The 22,263-nt window shown below is 55.8% G+C and carries 19 protein-coding genes; 7 read left to right on the plus strand and 12 right to left on the minus strand.

Annotated elements, in window-relative coordinates:
* The first annotated feature begins 2 nt into the window (after positions 1-2).
* Both AB1A64_RS02275 and AB1A64_RS02280 read left to right on the plus strand, forming a co-directional pair.
* Positions 3-980, plus strand: a complete 978-nt coding sequence (locus AB1A64_RS02275; protein WP_366549914.1) for an ABC transporter ATP-binding protein — start codon at positions 3-5, stop codon at positions 978-980.
* A complete protein-coding gene (locus tag AB1A64_RS02280) occupies positions 977-1,933 on the plus strand; it encodes a dipeptide ABC transporter ATP-binding protein (protein WP_366549915.1) in 957 nt (318 codons plus the stop codon). Before AB1A64_RS02275 ends, AB1A64_RS02280 begins: the two co-directional genes overlap by 4 nt.
* Before the next feature lie 6 nt (positions 1,934-1,939).
* On the opposite strand, the gene AB1A64_RS02285 is transcribed toward AB1A64_RS02280, so the two are convergent.
* Complete coding sequence (locus AB1A64_RS02285; protein WP_366549916.1) at positions 1,940-2,614, minus strand: GntR family transcriptional regulator; 675 nt, start codon at positions 2,612-2,614, stop codon at positions 1,940-1,942.
* Positions 2,615-2,845: 231 nt separating this feature from the next.
* Here AB1A64_RS02285 and phnY point away from each other — a divergent pair, with 231 nt between their 5' ends.
* Entirely contained in the window at positions 2,846-4,294 is a 1,449-nt protein-coding gene (gene phnY / locus AB1A64_RS02290) for a phosphonoacetaldehyde dehydrogenase (protein WP_366549917.1), read from the plus strand.
* A 6-nt stretch (positions 4,295-4,300) separates the two neighbouring features.
* Here the strand turns inward: phnY and AB1A64_RS02295 are convergent, their stop codons facing one another.
* On the minus strand, positions 4,301-5,143 hold the full coding sequence (locus AB1A64_RS02295; RefSeq protein WP_366549918.1) for a fumarylacetoacetate hydrolase family protein: 843 nt from the start codon (positions 5,141-5,143) through the stop codon (positions 4,301-4,303).
* Between the two features lie 288 nt (positions 5,144-5,431).
* Between AB1A64_RS02295 and AB1A64_RS02300 the strand changes: the two genes are divergently transcribed.
* A complete protein-coding gene (locus tag AB1A64_RS02300) occupies positions 5,432-6,076 on the plus strand; it encodes a GNAT family protein (RefSeq protein ID WP_366549919.1) in 645 nt (214 codons plus the stop codon).
* Positions 6,077-6,219: 143 nt separating this feature from the next.
* Positions 6,220-7,938 (plus strand): tetratricopeptide repeat protein, encoded by a 1,719-nt coding sequence (locus AB1A64_RS02305; RefSeq protein WP_366549920.1) that lies wholly within the window; start codon positions 6,220-6,222, stop codon positions 7,936-7,938.
* 60 nt (positions 7,939-7,998) lie between these two features.
* Here the strand turns inward: AB1A64_RS02305 and AB1A64_RS02310 are convergent, their stop codons facing one another.
* From AB1A64_RS02310 to AB1A64_RS02340, 7 genes are all read right to left on the minus strand, one after another.
* Entirely contained in the window at positions 7,999-8,574 is a 576-nt protein-coding gene (locus tag AB1A64_RS02310) for a hypothetical protein (protein WP_366549921.1), read from the minus strand.
* A gap of 149 nt (positions 8,575-8,723) precedes the next feature.
* A complete protein-coding gene (locus AB1A64_RS02315; protein WP_366549922.1) occupies positions 8,724-10,019 on the minus strand; it encodes a hypothetical protein in 1,296 nt (431 codons plus the stop codon).
* 43 nt (positions 10,020-10,062) lie between these two features.
* Entirely contained in the window at positions 10,063-11,373 is a 1,311-nt protein-coding gene (locus AB1A64_RS02320) for a TfuA-like protein (protein ID WP_366549923.1), read from the minus strand.
* A complete protein-coding gene (locus AB1A64_RS02325; protein WP_366549924.1) occupies positions 11,370-12,575 on the minus strand; it encodes a YcaO-like family protein in 1,206 nt (401 codons plus the stop codon). The genes AB1A64_RS02320 and AB1A64_RS02325 overlap by 4 nt, the downstream gene beginning before the upstream one ends.
* Positions 12,576-12,753: 178 nt before the next feature.
* Entirely contained in the window at positions 12,754-14,817 is a 2,064-nt protein-coding gene (locus tag AB1A64_RS02330; RefSeq protein WP_366549925.1) for an ABC transporter permease subunit, read from the minus strand.
* A gap of 4 nt (positions 14,818-14,821) precedes the next feature.
* Positions 14,822-15,901, minus strand: coding sequence for a betaine/proline/choline family ABC transporter ATP-binding protein (locus AB1A64_RS02335; RefSeq protein ID WP_366549926.1), 1,080 nt, complete (start codon positions 15,899-15,901; stop codon positions 14,822-14,824).
* A 60-nt stretch (positions 15,902-15,961) separates the two neighbouring features.
* Positions 15,962-16,897 (minus strand): ABC transporter substrate-binding protein, encoded by a 936-nt coding sequence (locus AB1A64_RS02340; protein WP_366549927.1) that lies wholly within the window; start codon positions 16,895-16,897, stop codon positions 15,962-15,964.
* A 434-nt stretch (positions 16,898-17,331) separates the two neighbouring features.
* Here AB1A64_RS02340 and AB1A64_RS02345 point away from each other — a divergent pair, with 434 nt between their 5' ends.
* Together AB1A64_RS02345 and AB1A64_RS02350 are read left to right on the plus strand one after the other, a co-directional pair.
* Entirely contained in the window at positions 17,332-18,435 is a 1,104-nt protein-coding gene (locus AB1A64_RS02345) for a Hint domain-containing protein (protein WP_366549928.1), read from the plus strand.
* 308 nt (positions 18,436-18,743) lie between these two features.
* Positions 18,744-19,676 (plus strand): DMT family transporter, encoded by a 933-nt coding sequence (locus AB1A64_RS02350; RefSeq protein ID WP_366549929.1) that lies wholly within the window; start codon positions 18,744-18,746, stop codon positions 19,674-19,676.
* A 136-nt stretch (positions 19,677-19,812) separates the two neighbouring features.
* On the opposite strand, the gene AB1A64_RS02355 is transcribed toward AB1A64_RS02350, so the two are convergent.
* The 3 genes from AB1A64_RS02355 to AB1A64_RS02365 form a co-directional block, all read right to left on the minus strand.
* Complete coding sequence (locus tag AB1A64_RS02355) at positions 19,813-20,016, minus strand: hypothetical protein (RefSeq protein ID WP_170350076.1); 204 nt, start codon at positions 20,014-20,016, stop codon at positions 19,813-19,815.
* Positions 20,017-20,365: 349 nt separating this feature from the next.
* Positions 20,366-20,722, minus strand: a complete 357-nt coding sequence (locus tag AB1A64_RS02360; protein ID WP_170350077.1) for an SMR family transporter — start codon at positions 20,720-20,722, stop codon at positions 20,366-20,368.
* Positions 20,723-20,751: 29 nt separating this feature from the next.
* A complete protein-coding gene (locus tag AB1A64_RS02365; RefSeq protein ID WP_366549930.1) occupies positions 20,752-22,188 on the minus strand; it encodes a UbiA family prenyltransferase in 1,437 nt (478 codons plus the stop codon).
* Between the last annotated feature and the right edge of the window lie 75 nt (positions 22,189-22,263).

The raw sequence follows: 22,263 nt of genomic DNA on the forward strand, positions 1-22,263 counted from the left end.
ACATGAGCCTGTTGGACATCCGAAACCTCACCGTCGAATTCGCCACCGCTTCGGGGAAATTCCGCGCCGTGGATGGCGTAGATCTGTCCGTCGACAAGGGTGAGCTTATGGCCATCGTCGGCGAAAGCGGCTCGGGTAAATCCGTGTCGATGCTGGCGTTGATGGGCCTGCTGCCATGGACGGCCACGATTACCGCTGATCAACTGAGTTTCGAAGGCATCGACCTCACCAAAATTTCGGCCCGTGATCGCCGTAAAATCATCGGCAAAGACATCGCCATGATCTTTCAAGAGCCGATGTCGTCGCTGAACCCCTGTTTCACGGTTGGTTTCCAGATCAAGGAAGCCTTGCGGATTCACTTGGGTCTGAACCGCAAGGATCGCCACCAGCGCGCTATTGAGCTGTTCGATCAGGTTGGCATCCCAGCTCCGGAGAGCCGGTTGAACACGTTTCCGCACCAGATGTCGGGCGGGATGAACCAGCGTGTCATGATCGCCATGGCCATTGCCTGCAATCCCAAGCTGCTGATCGCGGATGAGCCGACAACAGCGCTGGACGTGACCATTCAGGCACAAATTTTGGACCTTCTGGTTCGGCTGCGGGACGAACAAGGGATGGGGCTGGTGCTGATCACGCACGATATGGGCGTGGTCGCCGAAACCGCTGAACGGGTTCAGGTGCAATATGCCGGCCAAAAGGTCGAGGAGCAGCCGGTCAAAGACCTGTTCCGAACCCCGCGCCACCCCTATACGGCGGCCTTGCTGAGTGCATTGCCGGAACGGGCGACCTCGAAGCTGTTGCCAACGATACCGGGCGTGGTACCCGGTCAGTTTGACCGGCCCAAAGGCTGCCTGTTCAGCCCCAGATGCCAATATGCGGACGACCTCTGCCGATCTTTGCCACCAACCCCGCACAGCGCGGAATTTGGCAGGGCCCGTTGCCATTATGTTGAAAAGATAACCGCCGGAGAACTGGCATGACCGCCCCCATCGTTCAGGCCAGCGCATTGGCCAGATTCTATTCTGTCAAGGGCGGGTTGCTGTCGAAACCGGCAACGGTCAAGGCGCTGTCAGGTGTGGATTTTGACCTGCAACCCGGTAAAACACTGGCGATTGTCGGAGAATCCGGCTGCGGAAAATCCACTCTGGCACGCGTGGTAACGATGATCGAAGAACCGACCTCTGGCAGCCTGACCATTGATGGGGTCGACATCACCCCTTCGAAATGGGCGCAAATGCGCGAGACGGTGCAGATCGTGTTTCAGGACCCCTATGGTTCGCTCAACCCGCGTCAGCGGATCGGGCAGATTCTGCAGGAACCGCTGGTTATCAACCGCCCCGACATGTCCGCCGCTGATCGTGAGGCCCGTGCGCGTGAGATGATTGACCTTGTTGGTCTGCGCCCTGAGCACTACGACCGCTATCCGCACATGTTCTCGGGCGGTCAACGTCAGCGCATCGCCATTGCCCGCGCACTGATGTTGAACCCCAAAGTGCTGGTGTTGGACGAACCGGTCTCGGCGCTGGACGTGTCGATTCAATCACAGATTCTGAACCTTCTGGTCGAGTTGCAGGAGCGTTTGAACCTAGCCTATCTGTTCATTTCGCACGACCTGTCGGTGGTAAAACATTTCGCTGATGACGTGATCGTAATGTATTTGGGCCGCGCGGTTGAAAAAGCCCCAAAAGAGCTGCTGTTCGCCGCGCCCCGTCATCCCTATTCCAAGGCACTGCTGTCGACGACCCCCCGTGCCGACCCTGAGGCCCGTAAAGAGCGGATCAAGTTGGAAGGTGAATTGCCGTCCCCGATGAATATCCCCAAGGGCTGCGCTTTTGCGCAGCGGTGCTGGTTGGCCACCGAAGAATGCCGCGCTGCGCCGCCCGAGTTGAGCGGAGACACGCATCAGGTCGCTTGCCTGCACCCGTTGGACTAAACCCGCTTAATCGGTTTTGCGCGTCGCCGTAATCATGGCTAGCAATTGTTCTTTGGTGCGCTGGATATGCCGGGTCAGCAGATTGCAGGCATCATCGACCCGGCCCGCACGGGCCAGCGACAAAAGCTCGCGGTGGTCTTTCTTGGCGGGTTCGCGTTGCTCCATGACGCTTAGATGCATGCGCACATAACGGTCTGACTGCACGTTCACCCGCTGAAGGATTTCGTTGCTCAGCCCGCGGCCGGCAGCGGCGTAAAGCGCCATGTGATATTCATTGTTCAAGCTGCCCCAGCGGCCCACATCATAGGCGTCATAGGACTTTTCCATCGCGTCCAGAATCCGATCGCATTCGTTGAAATCGGCGGTGGTCATCTGCTGAATGGCGCGTTTGAAAAGATCCACCTCAAGCAAGACGCGCAGGTCGAAAATCTCTCCGATTTCGGACAGGGAATGCGATGTAACCGCTGCACCTCGGTTGTTGGTTAGCTGCACGAGGCCCTCGGCATCCAGCCGTTTCAGCGCCTCGCGGATCGGCATGCGCGAGACGTCGTAATCCTCGGCCAGTGCCTCTTGACGAATGGTTTCACCTTCGGCGATTTCACCACTCAGAATCCGCTCGCGCAGATCATTGGTGATGACGTCGGGCAGGCTTTGTCGGGGGATCGCACGCGTTCTGGGCATTCACATCGTCTCGGGTACTGGAAACTTGTATCCAAAATACAAAATGCCTGCACAATTTCCAAGCCCTTTGCAATAAGGATAACAATTAGGTGTCGCACAGATTCTGACGGACCATGAGCGGGGATTTCTTTGGTACGAAAATGGCTGTCTGACGGTACGAGACGATATACAGAATTATTGACGTATTTATCTATGAAACAACGGCGGCGCTTAAGAAAAATGGACGGGATCATGAATACATCCGACATCCGCAACGAAGGCATGCGCATCGGGGGGCAGATCGTTTTTACCGAGGCTACGGTTCCCGTTCACTACCCCTATACCAACGAGGTTATCGGCACGGTGCCAGCAGGCACCGCCGAACACGCACGAAACGCTTTTGAGGTCGCTGCAAGTTATACCCCCAAGCTGACCCGGTACGAACGCAGCCAGATTCTGCAGCGCGCAGGTGAATTGATCGGTGAAAAACGCGACGATCTGGCGAAGTGGCTGACGCTGGAACTTGGCATCTGTCATCAGCATGCGATTTACGAAACCAAGCGGGCGCAGGATGTTTTTCAGTTCGCCGCAGCCGAAGCGCTGCAGGATGATGGTGAGGTGTTTTCGTGCGATCTGACCCATAATGGCAAACAGCGGAAGATTTTCACCAAACGCGAACCGGTCAAAGCTATCAGCGCGATCACCCCCTTCAACCACCCCCTGAACATGGTCAGCCACAAGGTTGCTCCGTCGATTGCCACCAACAATTGCATGGTCTGCAAACCGACCGAACTTACCCCGCTGACGGCGCTGGCACTGGCTGACATCCTGTACGAGGCAGGGTTGCCGTCCGAGATGTTCCAGGTAGTTACCGGCTGGCCACAGGACATTGGTGATGAGATGGTCACCAATGAAAACATTGACATCATCACCTTCACGGGTGGGGTGCCGGTGGGCAAGATGATTGCCGAAAAAGCGGGGTTTAAACGGCAAGCGCTAGAGTTGGGCGGCAACGATCCCCTGATCGTCCTGAATGATCTGAGCGAGGCCGATCTGGACCGAGCCGCAGCCATCGCCGTGACAGGGGCCACTGGCAATTCCGGGCAGCGTTGCACCGCGATCAAACGTATTCTCGTACAGGACAGCGTGGCGGATAGATTTGTGCCGTTGGTTCTGGAAAAGGCCAAGGCCATTCGCTTTGGCGATCCCCAGGACCCTGAAACGCAACTGGGCTGCGTGATCCATTCCGAGGCTGCGGAACTGTTCGAAAAACGTGTTTACATGGCTGAAGGTGAGGGCGCGGAAATCCTCTATCACCCCGGTCGTCAGGGCGCGCTGTTGCCGCCGATTGTCGTCGACAAGGTTCCCCACACCAGTGAGCTGTTAATGGAGGAAACTTTCGGTCCCATCATACCCATCGTCCGCGTGCCGGATGATGACGCCAAGGTCATGGAAATCTCAAACGGAACTGCGTTTGGCCTATCCTCGGGCGTCTGCACCAACGATCTGAACCGCGCGATTGCCTATATCAATGGCCTGAATGTCGGGACTTGCAATATCTGGGAACAACCCGGGTACCGGATCGAAATGTCGCCTTTTGGTGGCATCAAAGACAGCGGCAACGGGGTCAAAGAAGGGGTCATCGAGGCGATGAAATTCTTCACCAACGTCAAGACCTATTCCTTGCCCTGGCCAGAGTAAGAGTGTTCAACCCTGCACCACGTCCTGACGCTGCACGCCCAGCCCTTGGATGCCTAGTTCCATCTTGTCACCGGGTTTCAGATAGACCTGAGGAGTCCTTCCCATACCCACACCCGGTGGTGTTCCGGTTGAAATCACATCCCCCGGCTGCAGTGACATGAACTGCGACAGGTGCGAAATGACTGTGGCCACGCTGAAATGCATCGTGTTGGTCGAACCATCCTGATAGCGATGCCCATTCACCTCAAGATACATCGGCAGGTTCTGCGGATCGGCGATCTCATCCCGGGTGACCAGCCAGGGTCCGATGGGGCCGAACGTGTCGGCCGACTTACCTTTGACCCACTGTCCCGAGCGGTGGAGCTGAAAATCCCGCTCGGACAGATCGTTGATCACACAATATCCGGCTACGTGGTCCAGCGCCTCGGCTTCGGAAACGTATTTAGTGTGCTTGCCGATGACGACGCCCAGTTCAACCTCCCAATCGGTCTTGAGCGAACCGCGCGGGATTTCGACCGTGTCGTTCGGCCCCATGATCGCCGAGGTTGCCTTGAAAAAGACCACCGGTTCAGCGGGCAGGTCCAGACCGCTTTCAGCTGCGTGATCGGCATAGTTCAGGCCGATACAGATGAATTTGCCAACATTCCCAACACACGCCCCAATCCGCGGATCACCGTCGACGACAGGCAATGTTCCAAGGTCGAGCCCACGCAGACGCGCCATGCTTTCATCGCCAAGCATCGCGCCAGTTACATCGTCAACAATCCCCGACAGATCGCGGATTTTACCGGCCTCATCCAGAATACCTGGCTTTTCCGCGCCACCCGGCCCATAGCGTAACAGCTTCATATCCTGTTCCCTTTCAACTCAGTTGGTCCAGCCGCCGACGACGGCAATAGGCTGTTCGATGCAACCAAATCACCGCCGCCTTGGGCGTGCAAATGACAAACCGGCGCGGGGCATACTTCAGGAACGTGCGACCAAGGGCATGTTGTTCTTCGGCGCGCCGGGCTCTGATCTTCGCAACCATAGGTATATTTACGCCGGGCTGCTTTTTTCTCATTTCGTATTTTCTGCCTATGTATGTTAGGCTCTGGGGTGTATATTTTCTGATATTAGTTAAAGGTAGTTGATCCATTGTCAGACAAGTCCGACAGCGTATTCAAACTGCGCCCACTTGAAAAAACAGATCTGGAGGTAATCACACCCTGGTTTCAGGATATCGAGGACCTCGGCCGATTTGACCGTACATCGCGGATTCCGTTAAATCTTGCGCAGACCGAAGACGTTTGGCGCGATGCATTCAGTGCGTCAGGCAACAGCGGGAAGTGTTGGTTCGTTGTCGAATCCAATAGCGGACAAGTGGTGGGAATTGTTGGGCTCGAAGCGATTTCCCTGGTCAACCGCGACGCGATTATCGCCATGTTTGTCGAAAAATCGGTGCGGCGCCTGGGCCTTGCCATCAGAGCAACTGCTCTGGTGGCGGATTTTGCATTCCGTCAACTTGGCTTGAACAGGCTGACCTCATATTACCGGCAGGATAATCATATCAGCCGCGACCTTGTTGAAAGGCTGGGGTGTCAGGTCGAAGGAACCATGCGGCAAGCCTGGTTTTCAGACGGAACGTTTCATGACATGATTGTGGTTGGACTTCTCCGTCAGGACTGGATGAATACTCGTCAGACACTGGCAAAAAGCATTAGCTCAGAAACAGTTGTGACTTTCGGAGCGAACGGGTGCCCAAGCTGGTCTTGGCCACCACAGGTTGATAAGTGTGACTAACGGGGTGTGCAATTGCTCTGCAAGCGCAGAGGCACATTTTGCTATAAGGTGACCATAGGGTTCGAACGCAGCCCCTAATACGAGTTATGAATGTGAACACCACGGGTCCAAACTCTTCCATAACGCAGAAGCTGGGTGCAGTCTTGTTTGCCGATGTCGTCGGGTATTCACGCCTGATGAGCGAGAACGAGATGGACACGTATAACGCGTTGAAATCGTTGATTTCTCATCTTGAAGAGACCTGCGCACGTTTTCAGGGCCGGGTGGTCGAGGTGCGCGGCGATGGTATTCTGGCCTTGTTCGAAACCGCCACCAGTGCCGTTGAATTCGGGGTCGAACTGCACCGCATCGCCAGCCAGCACAATCAGGATCGTGCGGAAAATCAACGAATCAATTTTCGCGCTGGCGTCCATCTTGGCGAAATCCTGATCGACGATCGCGGCATTCATGGCGACAATGTCAATATCGCGGCGCGCCTTCAGGAAATTGCCGAACCTGAAAGGGTTTATGTAAGCTCTGCCGTTTACGATCAGGTCTGCAACCGGCTGCGCTATGGCTATGAATTCCTCGGCCCCCAGCACCTGAAAAACATCCTTGCGCCCGTCTCGACCTATTGTGTCCGCAGCGAAGTCGCTGGCGCAACTATGGCCGGAACGATGCGGCCGGATATGCCCGGGAATATTCTGGAACGTCCCGACACGCCCTCGGTGGCGGTTCTGCCCTTCAGCAGCAATGAAGGGGACGAATCCGACAGCTGGATTGCCGAAGGGCTGACCGACGACATCATCATGAACCTGTCCAAGTTCCGCAATCTGTTCGTAATCGCGCGGAACTCGTCCTTTTTCTTCAAGACGCAGGGGATGCCGCCGAAAGAGGCCGCGCAAAAGCTGAACGTGCGGTATATCGCGCGGGGCAGCGTGCGCCGTTCGGCCAGCCGTATCCGGATCTCGGCGGAACTGATCGATGCCTCAACCGAACGCACCATCTGGGGTGAGCGGTTTGATCGTAAAATCGACGATATTTTCGACATTCTGGATGAGGTGACCGAATGCATTGTGGCCGCTACTGCGGTGATGATCGAGTCGCATGAAAAGCAGCGGATGATCCAGTCGGTCCCATCCGACCTCGAGGCCTATGGCTCTGTTTTGCAGGGCCAGTATCACATCTTCAAATACACCAGGAATGACAACCGGAAGGCGCAAAACTTCTATCAGAATGCGCTGGAACGGGATGGGGGCTATGCCCGCGCCGCTGCCGCGTTGTCGCGGACGTTGAATATCGACTGGCGCTATTCCTGGTCCGAAGATCCTACGCAAGCGCTGGATCAGGCGCTGACTTTCGCGCAGCGCGCGATTGAACTGGACCCCACGGACGCGCGCGGGTTTGGTGAATTGGGGTATGTCCACCTATACCGCAAGGAACACGACGCAGCGCTGCAATCTTATCAGCGCGCGTTGGCATTGAACCCAAACGACGCAGATATGCATTCCGATTTTGCTGATGCGCTGGCGCATTCGGGGGACAACCAAACGGCGATTACACATCTTCAGCAGGCGATGCGCTTGAACCCATACTTCCCGGATCAATATCTGTGGCATCTGGGGGGCGCGTATTACAACCTGCGCAGGTATGAAGATGTCATCGACGTCGTCAACAAGATGAACAACCCGACCGAGGGGCAACGGATGCTGGCGGCAAGCTATGCCCAGCTTGGCCAATTCGATATGGCCCGTCAGATCGCGGATAAGCATCGCGCAGCACATCCAAATTTTTCATTGGCGCGTTGGGGAACCGTTCAACCGGACAAGCTGGAAGAAGACACCCAGCATTTTGTTGAAGGTCTGAAAAAGGCCGGGTTCTGATCGGCCATGAAAAAGGGCGCGTTCATTGCGCGCCCTTGTTTGCTGGCTTGAAGTTGGGACTCAATCGCCACCGCGCGCTTTTGCACCGCTGACTTTTGCTCCGCTAACCTTGGCACCGCTAACCTTTGCACCCGAGACTTTCGCCCCGCTAACCTTGGCACCGGAAACCTTCGCCCCGCTGATCGCCGGGCTGTCGAAGCCGAAATAGATATCCAGCAGAACCTGTTCGAACTGACCCGTCATCACGTCCATGCGCATGGTCTGATCGGCTTTGTCGTAATTCCAGACTTTGATATCGTTTGCGATTTGAAAATCTGCGGCGGCAACGCCGCCGACGGATGGTTCAGTGGGCGCTCGGGAAGCAAGATTACCCGGCAGGTTGTTCGCACCGTTCACCGGCGTACCGTTTCCGTGGACAAGAAAAATCACGGGCTCAGGAAGGTCATAGTAGGTTCCCTCGTAGGCGAAGCCGTAAATTTTTGCGAACTGGGCTTTGTCGTTGCCCGCATCGGCGAACTGTGCGTCCAAATGTTTATTATTGCCTTTACCATTTTTGGGTTTGGCATCGTATTCTAGGTCATCAAGGACTCTTCCAAATATCAGCACTTCAGAAAAACTCAATAAAGTCTCCGGCATGAAACTATCTCCCAATTTCGGGATATATGGTGTCACAGACCACATCTCCCCCTCTACACGGTCCGTAAAAGTCTGAACCGAAAATGCTTCCAAAAATCATCCCATGATTGCATGCCATAAATCCTTGTAAAAATAAAGAGTTTTAGACGCTAACCCGGCACCTGCGTGCGCACGGAATGCGAATGGCTGTCTTCTCCCGGGTCTGGTAGGTGGGGGCCGGCCGTTGTCAATCCTATGTCGCGCATGCGGAAATTGCCTTCGATGATACGGCGGAAGGCGCCACCGGTAATCTCTTGGTCGACAGCCAAAAGCGCCTTTTCCACTCCGAAATAGCTTAGCATATCGGCGTCCAGCCGCTCCCATGCGTCGGCCAAGTAGGTGCCCAGATAATCGCGCGCCTCAAGCAGGGCGGTGCGGAACCCTTCGGGGTTTTGGGCGTATCGTTTGTCAAAAATTCCTTGCATCACCTGGCTGTACTCGGGTGTGCCTTCCAGTTGATCTGACAGGTTTTCCTCTTCGGCCGAGATCAGGCCGTGTACCAGCAACCTCTCGTGATAGATATCGACAAAGACATCAAACATCGCGCCGGTCAGGGGTTCCGACAGGGCATGTTCGCTGGACCAACCGGCAGCGAATTCCGACAAAGAGCGATCATTGGCGGCAATCCGGATCTGTGCGTTGTCCGACAGTTCGGCAAAACGGCTGAGGCGGTTGAAGGTATAAAGATTACCTCGGGTGTTTTCGAGTAACGTGTCCACCACCGACCCGAAATGCAGTGACGCCAACAAGGCCACCAGATCAGCTGCGGATTCGTGGAACCCGTAATACTCGCCCGAAGCATCGCCATCCGTCGGCATCCCGATCACGCTATAGATAATGGCATGGCCGATTTCATGCGCGACCACGTCGAAATTCAGACTGTAGGGACGGTATTCATCCCCGTGTTCATGGGTGCCGCCAGTTTCCAGAAAACCCCAACCGATATGCGCGTTGTCGAGGCTGGGCAGAAGTGACAGTTCCAGACGGTCGAAGTCGCGGGCAAAGTGCCATGGGATCGGACGGTCGAAATACCCCTGCCAAACATCCATGGTGAAATGGGCCGACCCATAAAGATGCGCTGCTTCGAAGGAGGGGTCGGTAGGATCGATATGGATGAAATTTCCGAACTCATCTGGCATGGCGGGCGGTTGGATATAGCCATCCCAAGGGGGCAGATACATGCCGGGCCCGTTAGGCCCCGGTACAATCGCGCCATACGGCGTGGTTTTTCCCACCGGGTTCACCGTGTACATGCGTGGCCCAGACGGTCCGGGACCGACACTGCCCTGAGGGGCAGAGATTTCGACCAGTTCCAGCGGGGCGTCAGGCTCAAGAAAGGGCGACTGTGGATACAGCAGAAACCGGGTGCCGGGCTCTTCGTCTTCGATCTGTTCGGGGTAGTTCACAAAATGCCCTCCCGTGTTGTGCCCGGTCAAATCCGGCGACCTGCTATTCGGCGGCTCCGGTGTCGGCACCTTTATGGCAATATAAAAACTCGGCTTCTATCAGGTCATAAAACGCGTCGCGCCCGGCCAGACCAAGCGCCACTGCGTAGGAGTCAAGATCATCAGGCACCTCTTGGTCAAGACGAGATTCAAAATACCACATCAGCACCCGCAGACGATCCACCCCGGAAGCGCCCGCCGGGATGGCGCTTTGTCCCTTGTTGGCGGCCCGATCCCGCAACTGGGTATATTGACCCGCGCGACGTAGTTCCGACAGCAATTGTGTGTCCAAATAGCTCGCGCGCGATGCGACGGCGGCGTCGATCCGCGCAGCGTCGGCCAGCATAGCCTCATAGCTTTCGGGGTTCAGATCGTTCGCCTCAATCCACGCCATCAGGTCAGACCGCCGTGATAAACCTGTTGCCGCCCTATGACCGTCCATCTGCCGAACCAAATCAGCGCGTGCAGGAGTACGATCCCGCCTAAAGGCATCTTCGCGCGACAACAGCGCCAACGCGGCGCGGTCTTTCAATTGCGCGTATAAGTCAGGGTTCAGCCGCAGCTCGTCAACAATGGCGCGGTCTGTGCTTGGCTCTCCGGCATCCACACGCGCGCGCAGTGCTTTCCACATCAGGGTTGGTTCGGTGCGTGTCGCCTGGGGTGGGGGGTGGGGTGTTTGGGCCAGATGCTTTGACATTTGGGCCAACATGGCGCGGGCGTCATCCGCCTTGGCGTCGATACGGCCCGTTGGCAGCCAATCGGAGAAATCAGAGACACCGGGAAGATCCAGCGCCGCAGCGATAATGTCTGCCCATATGCGCTGTCGATAGTGCAATGCCTTGGCACGTTGCAAAACTTCAGACGCCGTATCCGGCGACAGAACGCCTGCGGCTTCTGCTTGCGCCACAGTTGCGCGGATCGACACCATCGGTTCGCTGAGAGGTTGGAACCCCAGCTCGGCCGGGCTGTGTAGCACGGCAACCTCATCGTCATCCTGCAGGACATCGTCGTAGTAGTCCTGAAAGATCTGACCAACCCCGATCATTCCGAAATCAGCCAGTTCAGCCGCTCGCAACGCGCCCATACTGGCGCTGCCAAAGACCGGAATACCCTGTTCGATCGCCCATAGGATTTCCTTGTGCCATACCGATGGAACCCCTTCGAAAAATCCGTCTATGATCCCGATTGCGGTCGGTTTTTCGCGCGCGACGCGGTAGACGTCGCCTTGTCGAACGGGTGGCAGAATGGTTGCATCCAGATGTTCGGCCACTACGTCAGACGTCAGGGTTGGTCCCACAAAAACAACTGCCGTCATGCCAAACCATCCATTATGCGCTGTGCCCGGGGGCCGGGCACATAATCCGGATCGTCATGCGGAGCCTCCAGCCCGGGGATCACAGCCCGGATCACGGCGATATCAATTTCAGGCCGCGACAGATCAACCGTCACCACCTGTAAAATGCCTACAGCGGCAAGCCGTTGCAGCAGCAATTCCAGGTCTTCGTCAAAGGACCCGGTCACATGAGACGGACAATCGTCAAATCTTTGATCCGCTGCGGCACTATCAATTAAGTCACGCACATAGCGCCCCCGATCCATCTTGGCCTGATTGGTGAATTCCTCTGGATCCAGATCATCCCGTGCGCCAGAGATATAGGTAAGTCGCGTCTGTGCCGCCTCGGTCAGGGCCCGCAGCAAGGCGATCGCACGGTCTGGGTGGCAACCATCACCAATACCGATATGGCCGGGCTGTCCGCCTCCTTCGCAAACCACACAGCGGAAACTGGCAATACCTATATCTGAAGTCGTGTTCCACAACCCGATCTCAAGCCCGGCGGTGGCAATCATTTCGATGGCCTGACGACAGCGCGGGTCATCCACAGTGTCTGGATCAAGGCGGGGGGCGCTCGCACGGTGATGCCACAATGTTGTGGCGTCCCGTTCGATCAACTCGCAGATGGCGTGACAGCTGGCCTCGGCCACGTTGTTGCCCGACGCCAGACCGTTGGTCGTGCGAGGAAATGCAGCCTGACCACCAACCGGGGCAGTGGTATAGTCGGTATCGACCATCTCAAGCGGAACCCAGCACGCGTGACCCGTACCCAGATCCTGGCCTAAAACCCACAACATGTTGGTATGCGGATCGAAATGCCCGCCGGTCACACGCGGTAGCTTTGTCACCTCAACCACAGTCGCTTCTTGGGCCAGTTCGGCATATCTGGCCAGACGCTGAGGCAATTGCACCCGTTCGGCATGCCAGGATTCAATCGCTTCCATCACGCCCGAAGCTTGAGCCGCGCGCAGTGACAACCCTTTGCCCAGTGACACCGCGACCGACCGAGAATTGGGCCGGGCAACCATCACGGTGGGCAATCCGATCCGGTCCAGGCCAGTCAGGTTTGCGATCCGGGTGATGCCCATATCCTTTAGATGAGGTTTAACAATTTGCAGAGTGTGCTCAGGATCGCGCAGCCGATGTGTGTCCAGCACATATTGCTTCTGCGATCCATCGGGCATGTTACAAGCCTTGTCTGAAATTTACGCTCGACGTGAAAATAACTGCGCCGGGCCAGTCCGTTACGGCGCAGGATGATAGATCATACCCTATCGGTCAACCGCTGCGGCCTTTGGACCTGTCGGGAGCTGCCGCGTAATTTTGTCTGGCCGTGTGTCCTGTATGTCGTGCCGCTGGAGATTAAAGTGCGTTGTCCAGTTTCACGCCCAAACGTGCCTGAATTTGCTGGCTGAACCCCTGCGTGATGCGGTCGGCGATCATTGCGATGATGGCCATGCCTATCCCGGCAGTCATCCCGACCCCGAAATCGCCATCTCCGAGGCCGATATAAATCTGCTGGCCCAGATCGTCAGTTCCCACCAGGGCGGTAATCACCAACATTGAAATCCCGAACATGATTGTCTGGTTTAGGCCCAGCATGATTGATGGCACCGCAAGTGGCAATTTCACCTGCCACAGCAACTGCCGGGGCGTCGTTCCGATGGCTGTTGCCGCCTCGATTACGTCATGCGGTAGGTTGCGAAGCCCATGTTCGGTGTATCGGATCGCCGGAACAATCGCATAGACGATGATGGCCAGAAGAGCCGTGAATTCACCAATCTTGAACACCATTACAAAGGGAATGAGGATCACGAATAGCGGCATGGTCTGCAGCGTGTCGATAACGGGCCGTACTATGCGGGACACTGTGTCATTCTCGGACGCCCAGATGCCGATGGCGCTGCCGAACAGAAATGACAGCAGAACGCCTACGCCGCAGAGGTACAAGGAAATGACCGACGGTTCCCAAATTCCGGTCAGAAGCAGAAAGGCCACCCCGGCCAACGCCCAGAGCGCGAGGTTCTTCCCTCCGGCCTGCCAGGCCAGGGCCAGGATAACGGCGCAAAGCGCAATCCAGGCCAGCCCGGTCAGGCCGGAATACAGAACCAGCCCGAACAGGATCACCCAAAGAGCTTGCAACTGCTTGCCTTTGAACGCGAAATACCCAGCTATTGCCACGACGATCAGTGCATACCCCGTGGTCACGGCGGGTGTCATGGCAAAACCCCAGGTAAACGGGCTGACGGCCTGAGACAGCCCGATCTTGATCGGCAGCATCAGGTAGAACAGCGCGACCCGTTTGATTGCCTCAAGCGTGGTACGGAATTCGACAAAGATCCACTCAAGCCCCGCGTTCATAGCCGGGGCGGGGTTCAACAGCCACGCTTCGGGCCAGTCCTTGAGGGGTGGGAAAACCAAAGCCAGCAGCCAAGCAACGCCAAACAGCACGGCGCAGATGATCCAGCCCTTGGCCCCGCGTTTAGCTGAACTGGACTGCACCGCGAATCCCCAGGTGATCCGGTCCAGCACCATGGCCATCAGCGCAATCACGATCCCGGCCAAAAGGCTCTCACCGAACTGCGCTTTGCGCATAGTCGACAGCACCTCCCAGCCGATATCATTGGTGCCGCCGATGATCGATGCGATGATCACCATGGACAATGATGCCATCGTTGTCTGGTTTACTCCCAGCAGGATTTGCCGCTGCGCTGTTGGAACACGCACGCCCCAGAAAAGCTGGGTTGGGGTGGCGCCGCTCATCAGGCCGGACTCGATCACTTCGTCCGGAACGCCGCGCAGGCCAACAATGGTGTTGCGCACCATCGGCGGGAAGGCGAACAGGATCGAGGCGACCAAACCGACCGTAGTGCCAAATCCGAACAACAGCAGGATCGGCAGCAGATAAGCAAAGGCCGGAACTGTCTGCATCAGGTCCAGGACTGGCATGATGATCCGATAGGCTCGGTCAGAAAGAAACCCCCAGGTTCCCAGCGCAAAGCCCAGTGCCACCGCCATTGGAATCGAAACAACCACAAGCGCGAAAGAGTTCATGGACTGTGTCCAGAACCCAAACGTGACCATGTATAAAAGGCTGAGGGCGGTAAAGATCGCAAGCCCCCGACCCCCTGCACGAAGGGCCAAATAGACCCACAACACAAACCACGCCACCCATGGCACCGCATGCAGAACCGACTTGGCCAGAAGGATGGGCCAATCCAACAACCAGGAAATGGCTTTGAAGAACCAGCCGAAGGTCACCACAAACCACCGCATCGCGATATTCATCGGGTCGGTTACCGGCAGAACCAATGCATCAGGATAGGTGACCAGTGGCCCAAGGCTTTTGGCAAAGACGACGCAAATGGCCACAAGCACTGTGACCGCAAGCCAGACCACCAGCGATCTGTTCGAAACTGCATCCATTAGGTCAGTCCTTGACCGCTGAGGCGTCGGATACACCGCTGGCCAAAGCGGCAATCACATTCTGGCTGGTCATGTGTACCAGCGCGTCGTTGTCCTTGCGCACGGCCACCCCGTTGTCGTGTGAGGCAAGATAGGGCAGCAGATCGGCCACATTGGTTGAGGCCGGAACCTCTTTGATCCCGCTCGGCGGCGCGTTGTCCGAGGCCACATCGCCCGCCGTCAGGATCAGTTCCCACGGGACGTCATTGGTGAATTCACGTACATAATCGTCGACGGGGTTCAGGATCAGATCGACCGGGCGTCCGATTTGTACCACCGCGCCGTCCTTCATGATTGCCATTCGATCGGCAATGCGCAGCGCTTCAAGAAAATCATGGGTGATGAAGACGATGGATTTGTGCAGCTCTTGCTGTAGCCGCAGAAACTCGTCCTGCATCTGGCGTCGGATCAATGGGTCGAGCGCGCTGAATGGTTCGTCCAGAAACCAGACCTCGGGCTCCACGGCCAATGACCGTGCAATGCCGACACGCTGTTGCTGCCCGCCCGACAATTGGCTGGGAAAACTGCTTTCGCGCCCTTCCAAACCGACCAATGAGATCACGCGCTCGGCGCGCTCCAGACGCTCTTTGTCGTCCAACCCTTGCAACTTCAGGGGAAAGGCCACGTTTTCCAGAACGTTCAGGTGCGGCATCAGGCCAAAGCTTTGGAACACCATCCCCATCTTGTGACGGCGAATGTCTATCAGTTCCTTCGCCGAGACCTTTAGCAGATCCTCACCATCCAGCAATATTTCCCCGGCGGTGGGTTCGACCAGACGGGACAGGCAGCGCACGATGGTGGACTTGCCCGAACCTGAAAGCCCCATGATCACAAAAATCTCGCCCGGCATGACATCAAAGCTGACATCGGTCGAGGCGACAATGCCGCCGTCATCGCGAATGTGTTGAGCCAGGGCCTTGGCCTCGCTTGGGTCCTGACCTGCCACATCGATGTTGCGCAGATGTTGATCCGCCCCTTTACCGTAAAGTTTCCAAACATGTTTGCAGGACAGTTTCGGGGTGCTGGTTAGGGAAGATGCAGTCATTTAAGCAGCCTTAAAATGGGTGGAGCACATATGTCACGCTCCACCATGGTCAGAGACGGGTTACTGTTTTGCCGCTGCAACCCAGGGCTGCCAGACGTCTTCGTTTGCACCCATCCACTCGGCCACGACTTCTTTGACTTCGCGCCCGTTCTGATCCACTTCCAGGATCAGTACGTTCTGTACGTCGTTGGTCAGGTTCATCTGCTCAACCATCTTCATCGCATCCGGATAGGTCGACGCGAAATCTTTCGAGACGATCTTGTCGACAGTCGCCTGCTGGAAGCCGCACGCCTCGCCGCGTTTCTGGCTGGACTCGTCGCAAGTGCCATGCGGCGTGTCCCATTCGACCCAGTTCACATCGGTTTCGGCAAAGACCCAGTGCGGCTGCCACATCATCATCAGGATCGGCTGCTCGGCGGCCACGGCGCTTTTCAGTTCGGCCAGCATCGCCCCTTCGGAGCCGCCCGGAACCGGCTTGAACGGCAGGTCGATCAGCTCAACCAGATCGGCTGACCGAGTGCCCCAGTCTGCCGGGTAGGTGATCAGACGACCATCCGGGAAGGTATCCGCGGCGGCAAAGGCCTGCGCGCAGTCATACAGCGCCTCATAGGCCGGTAGACCCGGGCATTTTTCGGCCATGTATGGCGGATAAATCCAACCTTCCTGCGGCTCAAGCCCCAGGCCGCCAACAACAATGATATCCCCGGCCTCAACAGCCTTGGGGTAGATGTCGCCGACATTGTTGGTCCAAAGCTCAGGCTGATAATGCAGGCTGCCTTCGGCAATGGCGGCCAGCTGCGGCACGGCACCGGCGGTCACGTACTCGACCTCGTGGCCTAGTTGTTCGAACAGCGCCCCTGCAAAATGGGCCGAGATATGCTGACCGGTCCATTCGTTGACAGCAATCTTAATGGGATCGGCCAGAGCAGCGCCCTGGCTTAACAGCAGTGCTGCTGAAGCCAGCAAAGCAGGCTTCAGAGTGTTTGAAATAGTCATTGTGTGACCTCCGTTGGTGGACTGGCCATTTTGGCCTTTTTTGTTTGCTGTATCGAAAAACAGTACAGTTGCAGGTATTTGGCCCAACATACTGCTTTCTATCAACAGTGTATTTGTTAGCTCTTTCGAATGCGATCTTCACTTGCACCAAGTTGAGCATGAACGCGATCCTAACATGAGAAAACAGACCATCAAGGATTTGCACCGTAAGTAATTGATGTGCCACACGGCTTCGGTTCTTTTGCGCATCACTACACGATAAAGACCAGTACTCTGCTGATGATTGGCCAGCCCGACCCAGATACCAATAAGACACGTTTCGGTATTTGTTTTGACCACCAAACCCGATCTACAAATAAAAATTCTTGAATTGTTAAGAAATCGAAGGTTATTTGCCTGCTGTACGTTCGTTTTTTGTTTTTTACGAGTTTTCCATGCCGACAGCATTTACCGTCTTTTCCCTTGGCAACCAGCAAATCTGGGACACGGCTGAAGGCAACCAAACCCTTTCAACCGGCGCAGTGAATTCGTCCCTTGGCACCTATGGGTCTGCGGGAAATCCTCTGTTTGACAGCAGACAGACTTTCGCCGAGGCAGGGTCTGGTTTCAGCGGCGGGGATTCTACGGCCTATGATCTGGACAACAACGTCTCGAACGATCAGTTCAGCATCGACGGTGGGTCGCCGCAGTCGTTTGATGCAGCAATGCAATTCGATGCTGTCATTACATATACCGATGGCTCGACCGTAAGTATTACAGCTGTTGTTTTTCAAGATACCAACGGCAACACCTATTGGGCACCGGAATTTCAGGATAACGCGGATCAGGACGCGATCGACGCAAGCGCGATCGAGTCGATTCAATTGGTCTCGCCGATCTATGCGAACGGCTTCAATACCGGATACTCGCTGTTCGGGGATAGGGCCGATTCCGATCCGTTGTGTTTTGTGCGGGGGGCGTTGATTGCCTGCCCGGACGGGCCCAGGCCCATCGAGTCCCTGAAAGCGGGAGATCAGGTGCTGACCATGGATAGCGGCGCACAACCAATTCGTTGGATCGGTCGACGCACGATGGCGGCTATTGGAAAATTCGCACCCATCCGAATCCGCGCGGGTGTTTTGGGCGCCGAGGACACATTCGAGGTCAGCCCGCAACATCGCCTTCTGTTACAAGGCGCCGATATCGAGTTGCAGTTTGCCAGCCCACAGGTTTTGGCAGCAGCAAAGTATCTGGTCGACGGTGACGGAATATCTGTGCGCATCGGTGGCGAAGTCGAATATTTCCATCTGCTTTTTGATGATCACCAGATTGTCTGGGCCAATGGCGTCGCGTCAGAAAGCCTTCTTCTTGGCAAAGCGGGGACAGCCACGCTGGATGAAGAGGATGTTTCGGAAATCCAGACGTTGTTTCCAGAACTTGATTTGCCATCAGGGCGGGGTCTTGAGGCTGCGCGCCCGGTTTTGAGATCTTATGAAGCGTCGTTGATGGCCGCAGGGCGTTCAACGGAAAATCCAGGTGCCCTTAGAAAGATTGCTTGAGGCGGCGGAATAATTTCCTGTTTTAGCATGGCATGGATCGGGGAATATAAGCCTCTGCGTCTTGCGGATCAGGATTAAAACCCCCGAAATATCTCTCAATTTCAGGCGAGTAGAGAAGTAGAAGCGCGAACGTGCGATATCTCGCAAATGCCTGGCTATGCGCAACAGGGTAATTCATCGCCTTTTTGGAAGTCGCGGTTTTGGTCGAGTGACCTGTATTAGAGAGCTTTCCGCAAGAAACGGGTCGCGGTGCTGGGGGCGCGCGGACTAGTTTTTTGGGAGAAGCATTAACGAGGAACCGGCAACAAATGACTCCGCAGCCCATGCCATCGATGGATTTGAAGGCCACTGCCATGCTGCTGTTGCTTGCGGCCGTTTGGGGCGGGTCGTTCTTCTTCGGCGAGGTTGCCCTGACCGAAGTGCCGCCACTGACGATTACGCTGCACAGGGTGATCTGGGCGGTTCCTTTTCTTGCACTGATCGTCATATTCAAAGGATTGAGCGTGCCACGCACCCCTCGGATATGGGGCGCTTACCTTGTTATGGGCGCGCTCAACAATGCCATCCCATTCTCGCTGATCTTCTGGGGGCAAACGCAGATCGACAGTGGACTTGCGTCAATTTTAAACGCAACGACGGCAGTGTTCGCAGCAGTTGTGGCTGGTCTGCTTCTCAAGGATGAGCCGTTGACGCCAAAGAAGATAGCAGGTGCTGCGCTAGGTATATTGGGTGTGGCCTTTATCATGGGGCCAAGTGCGTTGACTGAGTTCAATCCCAGCAACCTGGCGCAGTTGGCTATCCTTGGGGCGACACTTTCCTATGCTTTTGCCGGTGTCTGGGGCAGAACTGCCCTTTCAGGCCAACCGCCGCTTGTGAATGCGCTTGGTATGCTGATTGGCAGCACCGTGCTTATGATCCCAATTGTTCTTGTGATGGATGGCGCCCCGAATTTTGCTCTGTCTTTAGGCGTTTGGGCTGCGCTTCTTGGGATGGCCGCGCTGTCAACGGCATTGGCCTATGTTCTTTATTTTGCAATTCTTGCGCGTGCGGGTGCGGCCAATCTTCTTTTGGTGACGCTGCTGATCCCACCGTTTGCTATCGGTCTTGGCGTGACATTCCTTGGTGAAAGGATGGAGCCGAGCGCGTGGATTGGGTTCGCCATCATTACTTTGGGCTTTGCCGTGACCGACGGTCGACTTTTTTCACGCATCGTCAAAGGCAAGCCCCAACGAGCGGGATGAGACGCATCTTTGAATTTCATTGCATAAAGGCAGGCGCGAGAAACACGAAGTTCGAATATGGATAACTTCTACACTGGGATGAGGGAAGTTTCAGTGCAACAGGACACTAAGAAACATGGAAATCGCCCAGCGACGCTTAGCCGGAATAGGCGTGATCGTGTTTGCGGAGTCGATTGTGCAACAATTTGGCCACGCCAATCACGATGAGTGCAGCCAGAATGAACAGCCAACCAAACAGGATATAGGCCCCCAATGCCATCAGGATAGAAGAACCGGAATATAAGGCAAATCCGCCAGCACATAGGCCAACAAGGATGGCTATTCCGAAAATTCCCATCATTTCTTTCGGCCCTCCGGCTGTGACCTTGGTCGTGTCCCCCTCCAAACTGGCAAGAGTGGTGCCTTGGAGCGAGTGCCCACGATGATTCCGCGCCTAAATCATGGCAAAACTGTGAACCACCTTGGGTTAAAATTTGATTATTGTTACCTGACGGGGCAACGCCCCACTACTCGTTCGACACTGCGTATTTTTTGAGGCCAAAAGAAGCCTGACCCAATTATTCCTTAAATTCCGTGCTGCGGCAATGCTTTCTGAAAAAGACTTGGAAAAATGTGCGAAGGTTTGCTTGACATCATATAGATCTGTTGCGGGATTGGACCAGTCGCACTGCGCATGCTTAGCCCGGGCCTCAGGCTTGTTTCACCTGTGACAGGACAAAAACACCAGCGATGACCAGCCCGATGCCAACGATTTTTTGCAGGTTCAGCGTCTCGGAAAACAAGAAATAGCCGACGACAAGAATGCCGACCATCGCCAATCCGGTGACGGCCGGGTAGGCGATACTCAGCTCAAGGCCGCGGATGGCGACAATAAAGCTGCTCAGCAACAGCAAGCCACTGATCAAACCAGCCCAGGCCCAGGGCGAAACCACAAGGGCGCGAATATCGAAAGGTCCTGAAAGCTGTTGCACAGCCAGTTTGAACGAGACGTTTGTGCAAATGTTCGCGCAGACCGCAAATAGTAAGGCAGACCAGTATAACGACATTGTATTCTCCTTCGTTTTCGCGGCCATCATCAAAGGGTCAGGTATTTCGCAGTCAGGGTCACCAAAACAAACGCGCCGCCGACCATAAGACTGATCCTGTCGCGCAGGGCAAACAGGACCGGATCGTCCGCGACCCGCCCGCGCCGGGCACCGACCCAGATGCGGTTGCCCCAGTACAGCAACAACAGACACAGTAGCCACAGGATTTCGGGTGTCCGGTAAATCTCTTTTACCTCGGGGCTGTTGATATAAAGCGCCAGAATGACAACGGCCGCGGTGATATTGGCCACACCCAGGCTGAACATGGTTTCGCTGTCGGTATAAGAATAATCCCGGCCATGGACATTGCCGTCTTCTTCGGGTGCTGCAGCCACCTCGATATAGCGCTTCAGGTAGCCGAGGCTGACAAAGACGAACATCGAGAACGCCAGAAACCAGGACGACAGCACGATTCCGGTGGCCGCAGACCCGGCAATGACTCGCAGCGTGTAAAGCGATGCCAGCACCATCACATCCGCCGTCGCGATCTGTTTGAGCCAGAAGGAATAGGCCATGGTGATGATCAGATAGGCGATCAGCACAACTGCAAAGACAGGCGGCAGAAAAGCCAATGTCAGGGCAAAGGCGATTAAGGGCAGGGCGATCGCGCCGACCACGCCTGCATGCAAAGACAGATCACCGGATGGCAGCGGACGGTGCCGTTTGCTTGTGTGCTGGCGATCAGCCGCCAGATCGACCAGATCGTTTAGGAAATACACCCCCGACGCACAAAGGCTGAAACAGATGAAGGCGAGAAGGGATGCAAGAACCGATGAAAAAGGCAGATGCTGCTGAGAGGTGAAGATAGGCGCAAAGATCAGGGCGTTTTTTGCATATTGATGGGGCCGCATGGATTTGAGAAAGGCCCGCCACAGCGGCGGACGTGATGTGATGACTTTCTCGGCTGTGCCTGCCGCCTGCGCTATTGCCACGTCGGATTTCGGTGCATTGACGAATATGCCTGACGCAGAGGCGGCCCAGATCGGGCTGTCGGCTGTACTGTCTCCGGCATATGCAAAGGTCTCGTCCCCGGCATCATCGCGTATGGCGGCCAGCTTGTTGGCGCCTTTCAGATTGTGGTCAGTATCTGTTGCCAGAACCGTGTCGAATATTCCCAGATGCGCGGCCACCTTGTCGGCATAGATGCGGTGCGAGGCCGTGGCGAGAACCAGCTGCCTGCCATCCGCTTTTTGCTGTTTCAGGTACTCAAGCAGCGAGGTTTCGTACGGAAGCGCCTCGGCCTTGAGGCCGACCTCGTGCGCGATCCGCTCTTTGGCGTAGGGAATACCTTTGAACAGCCATAGGATGACGGGAAAGATGTTAAGCGGGTTATTCTTCAGAAATTGAAGGATAGCCTCAACAAAAAGATCAGTTCTGATCAGGGTCCCGTCCAGATCAACAAAAATTTTCTTGGGCTTGTCACTCATTACCAGAATTCTACTTTTAATTGTTACCTCATTGAAAGAATGTAATTTAATTTACTTTGTTACTGTTCTGAAAAT

Source organism: Ruegeria sp. ANG10 (genome assembly GCF_040705255.1).
Lineage (GTDB): Bacteria > Pseudomonadota > Alphaproteobacteria > Rhodobacterales > Rhodobacteraceae > Ruegeria.

What these genes read in the sequence shown, in the direction of transcription:
- AB1A64_RS02295 (WP_366549918.1), bottom strand. Translation starts at nt 5,143, where the DNA reads ATGAAGCTGTTACGCTATGGGCCGGGTGGCGCGGAAAAGCCAGGTATT.
- AB1A64_RS02355 (WP_170350076.1), bottom strand. Translation starts at nt 20,016, where the DNA reads ATGATGGGAATTTTCGGAATAGCCATCCTTGTTGGCCTATGTGCTGGC.
- AB1A64_RS02325 (WP_366549924.1), bottom strand. Translation starts at nt 12,575, where the DNA reads ATGCCCGATGGATCGCAGAAGCAATATGTGCTGGACACACATCGGCTG.
- AB1A64_RS02360 (WP_170350077.1), bottom strand. Translation starts at nt 20,722, where the DNA reads ATGTCGTTATACTGGTCTGCCTTACTATTTGCGGTCTGCGCGAACATT.
- AB1A64_RS02335 (WP_366549926.1), bottom strand. Translation starts at nt 15,901, where the DNA reads ATGACTGCATCTTCCCTAACCAGCACCCCGAAACTGTCCTGCAAACAT.
- AB1A64_RS02365 (WP_366549930.1), bottom strand. Translation starts at nt 22,188, where the DNA reads ATGAGTGACAAGCCCAAGAAAATTTTTGTTGATCTGGACGGGACCCTG.
- AB1A64_RS02330 (WP_366549925.1), bottom strand. Translation starts at nt 14,817, where the DNA reads ATGGATGCAGTTTCGAACAGATCGCTGGTGGTCTGGCTTGCGGTCACA.
- AB1A64_RS02345 (WP_366549928.1), top strand. Translation starts at nt 17,332, where the DNA reads ATGCCGACAGCATTTACCGTCTTTTCCCTTGGCAACCAGCAAATCTGG.
- phnY (WP_366549917.1), top strand. Translation starts at nt 2,846, where the DNA reads ATGAATACATCCGACATCCGCAACGAAGGCATGCGCATCGGGGGGCAG.
- AB1A64_RS02340 (WP_366549927.1), bottom strand. Translation starts at nt 16,897, where the DNA reads ATGACTATTTCAAACACTCTGAAGCCTGCTTTGCTGGCTTCAGCAGCA.
- AB1A64_RS02310 (WP_366549921.1), bottom strand. Translation starts at nt 8,574, where the DNA reads ATGCCGGAGACTTTATTGAGTTTTTCTGAAGTGCTGATATTTGGAAGA.
- AB1A64_RS02350 (WP_366549929.1), top strand. Translation starts at nt 18,744, where the DNA reads ATGACTCCGCAGCCCATGCCATCGATGGATTTGAAGGCCACTGCCATG.
- AB1A64_RS02280 (WP_366549915.1), top strand. Translation starts at nt 977, where the DNA reads ATGACCGCCCCCATCGTTCAGGCCAGCGCATTGGCCAGATTCTATTCT.
- AB1A64_RS02275 (WP_366549914.1), top strand. Translation starts at nt 3, where the DNA reads ATGAGCCTGTTGGACATCCGAAACCTCACCGTCGAATTCGCCACCGCT.
- AB1A64_RS02285 (WP_366549916.1), bottom strand. Translation starts at nt 2,614, where the DNA reads ATGCCCAGAACGCGTGCGATCCCCCGACAAAGCCTGCCCGACGTCATC.
- AB1A64_RS02320 (WP_366549923.1), bottom strand. Translation starts at nt 11,373, where the DNA reads ATGACGGCAGTTGTTTTTGTGGGACCAACCCTGACGTCTGACGTAGTG.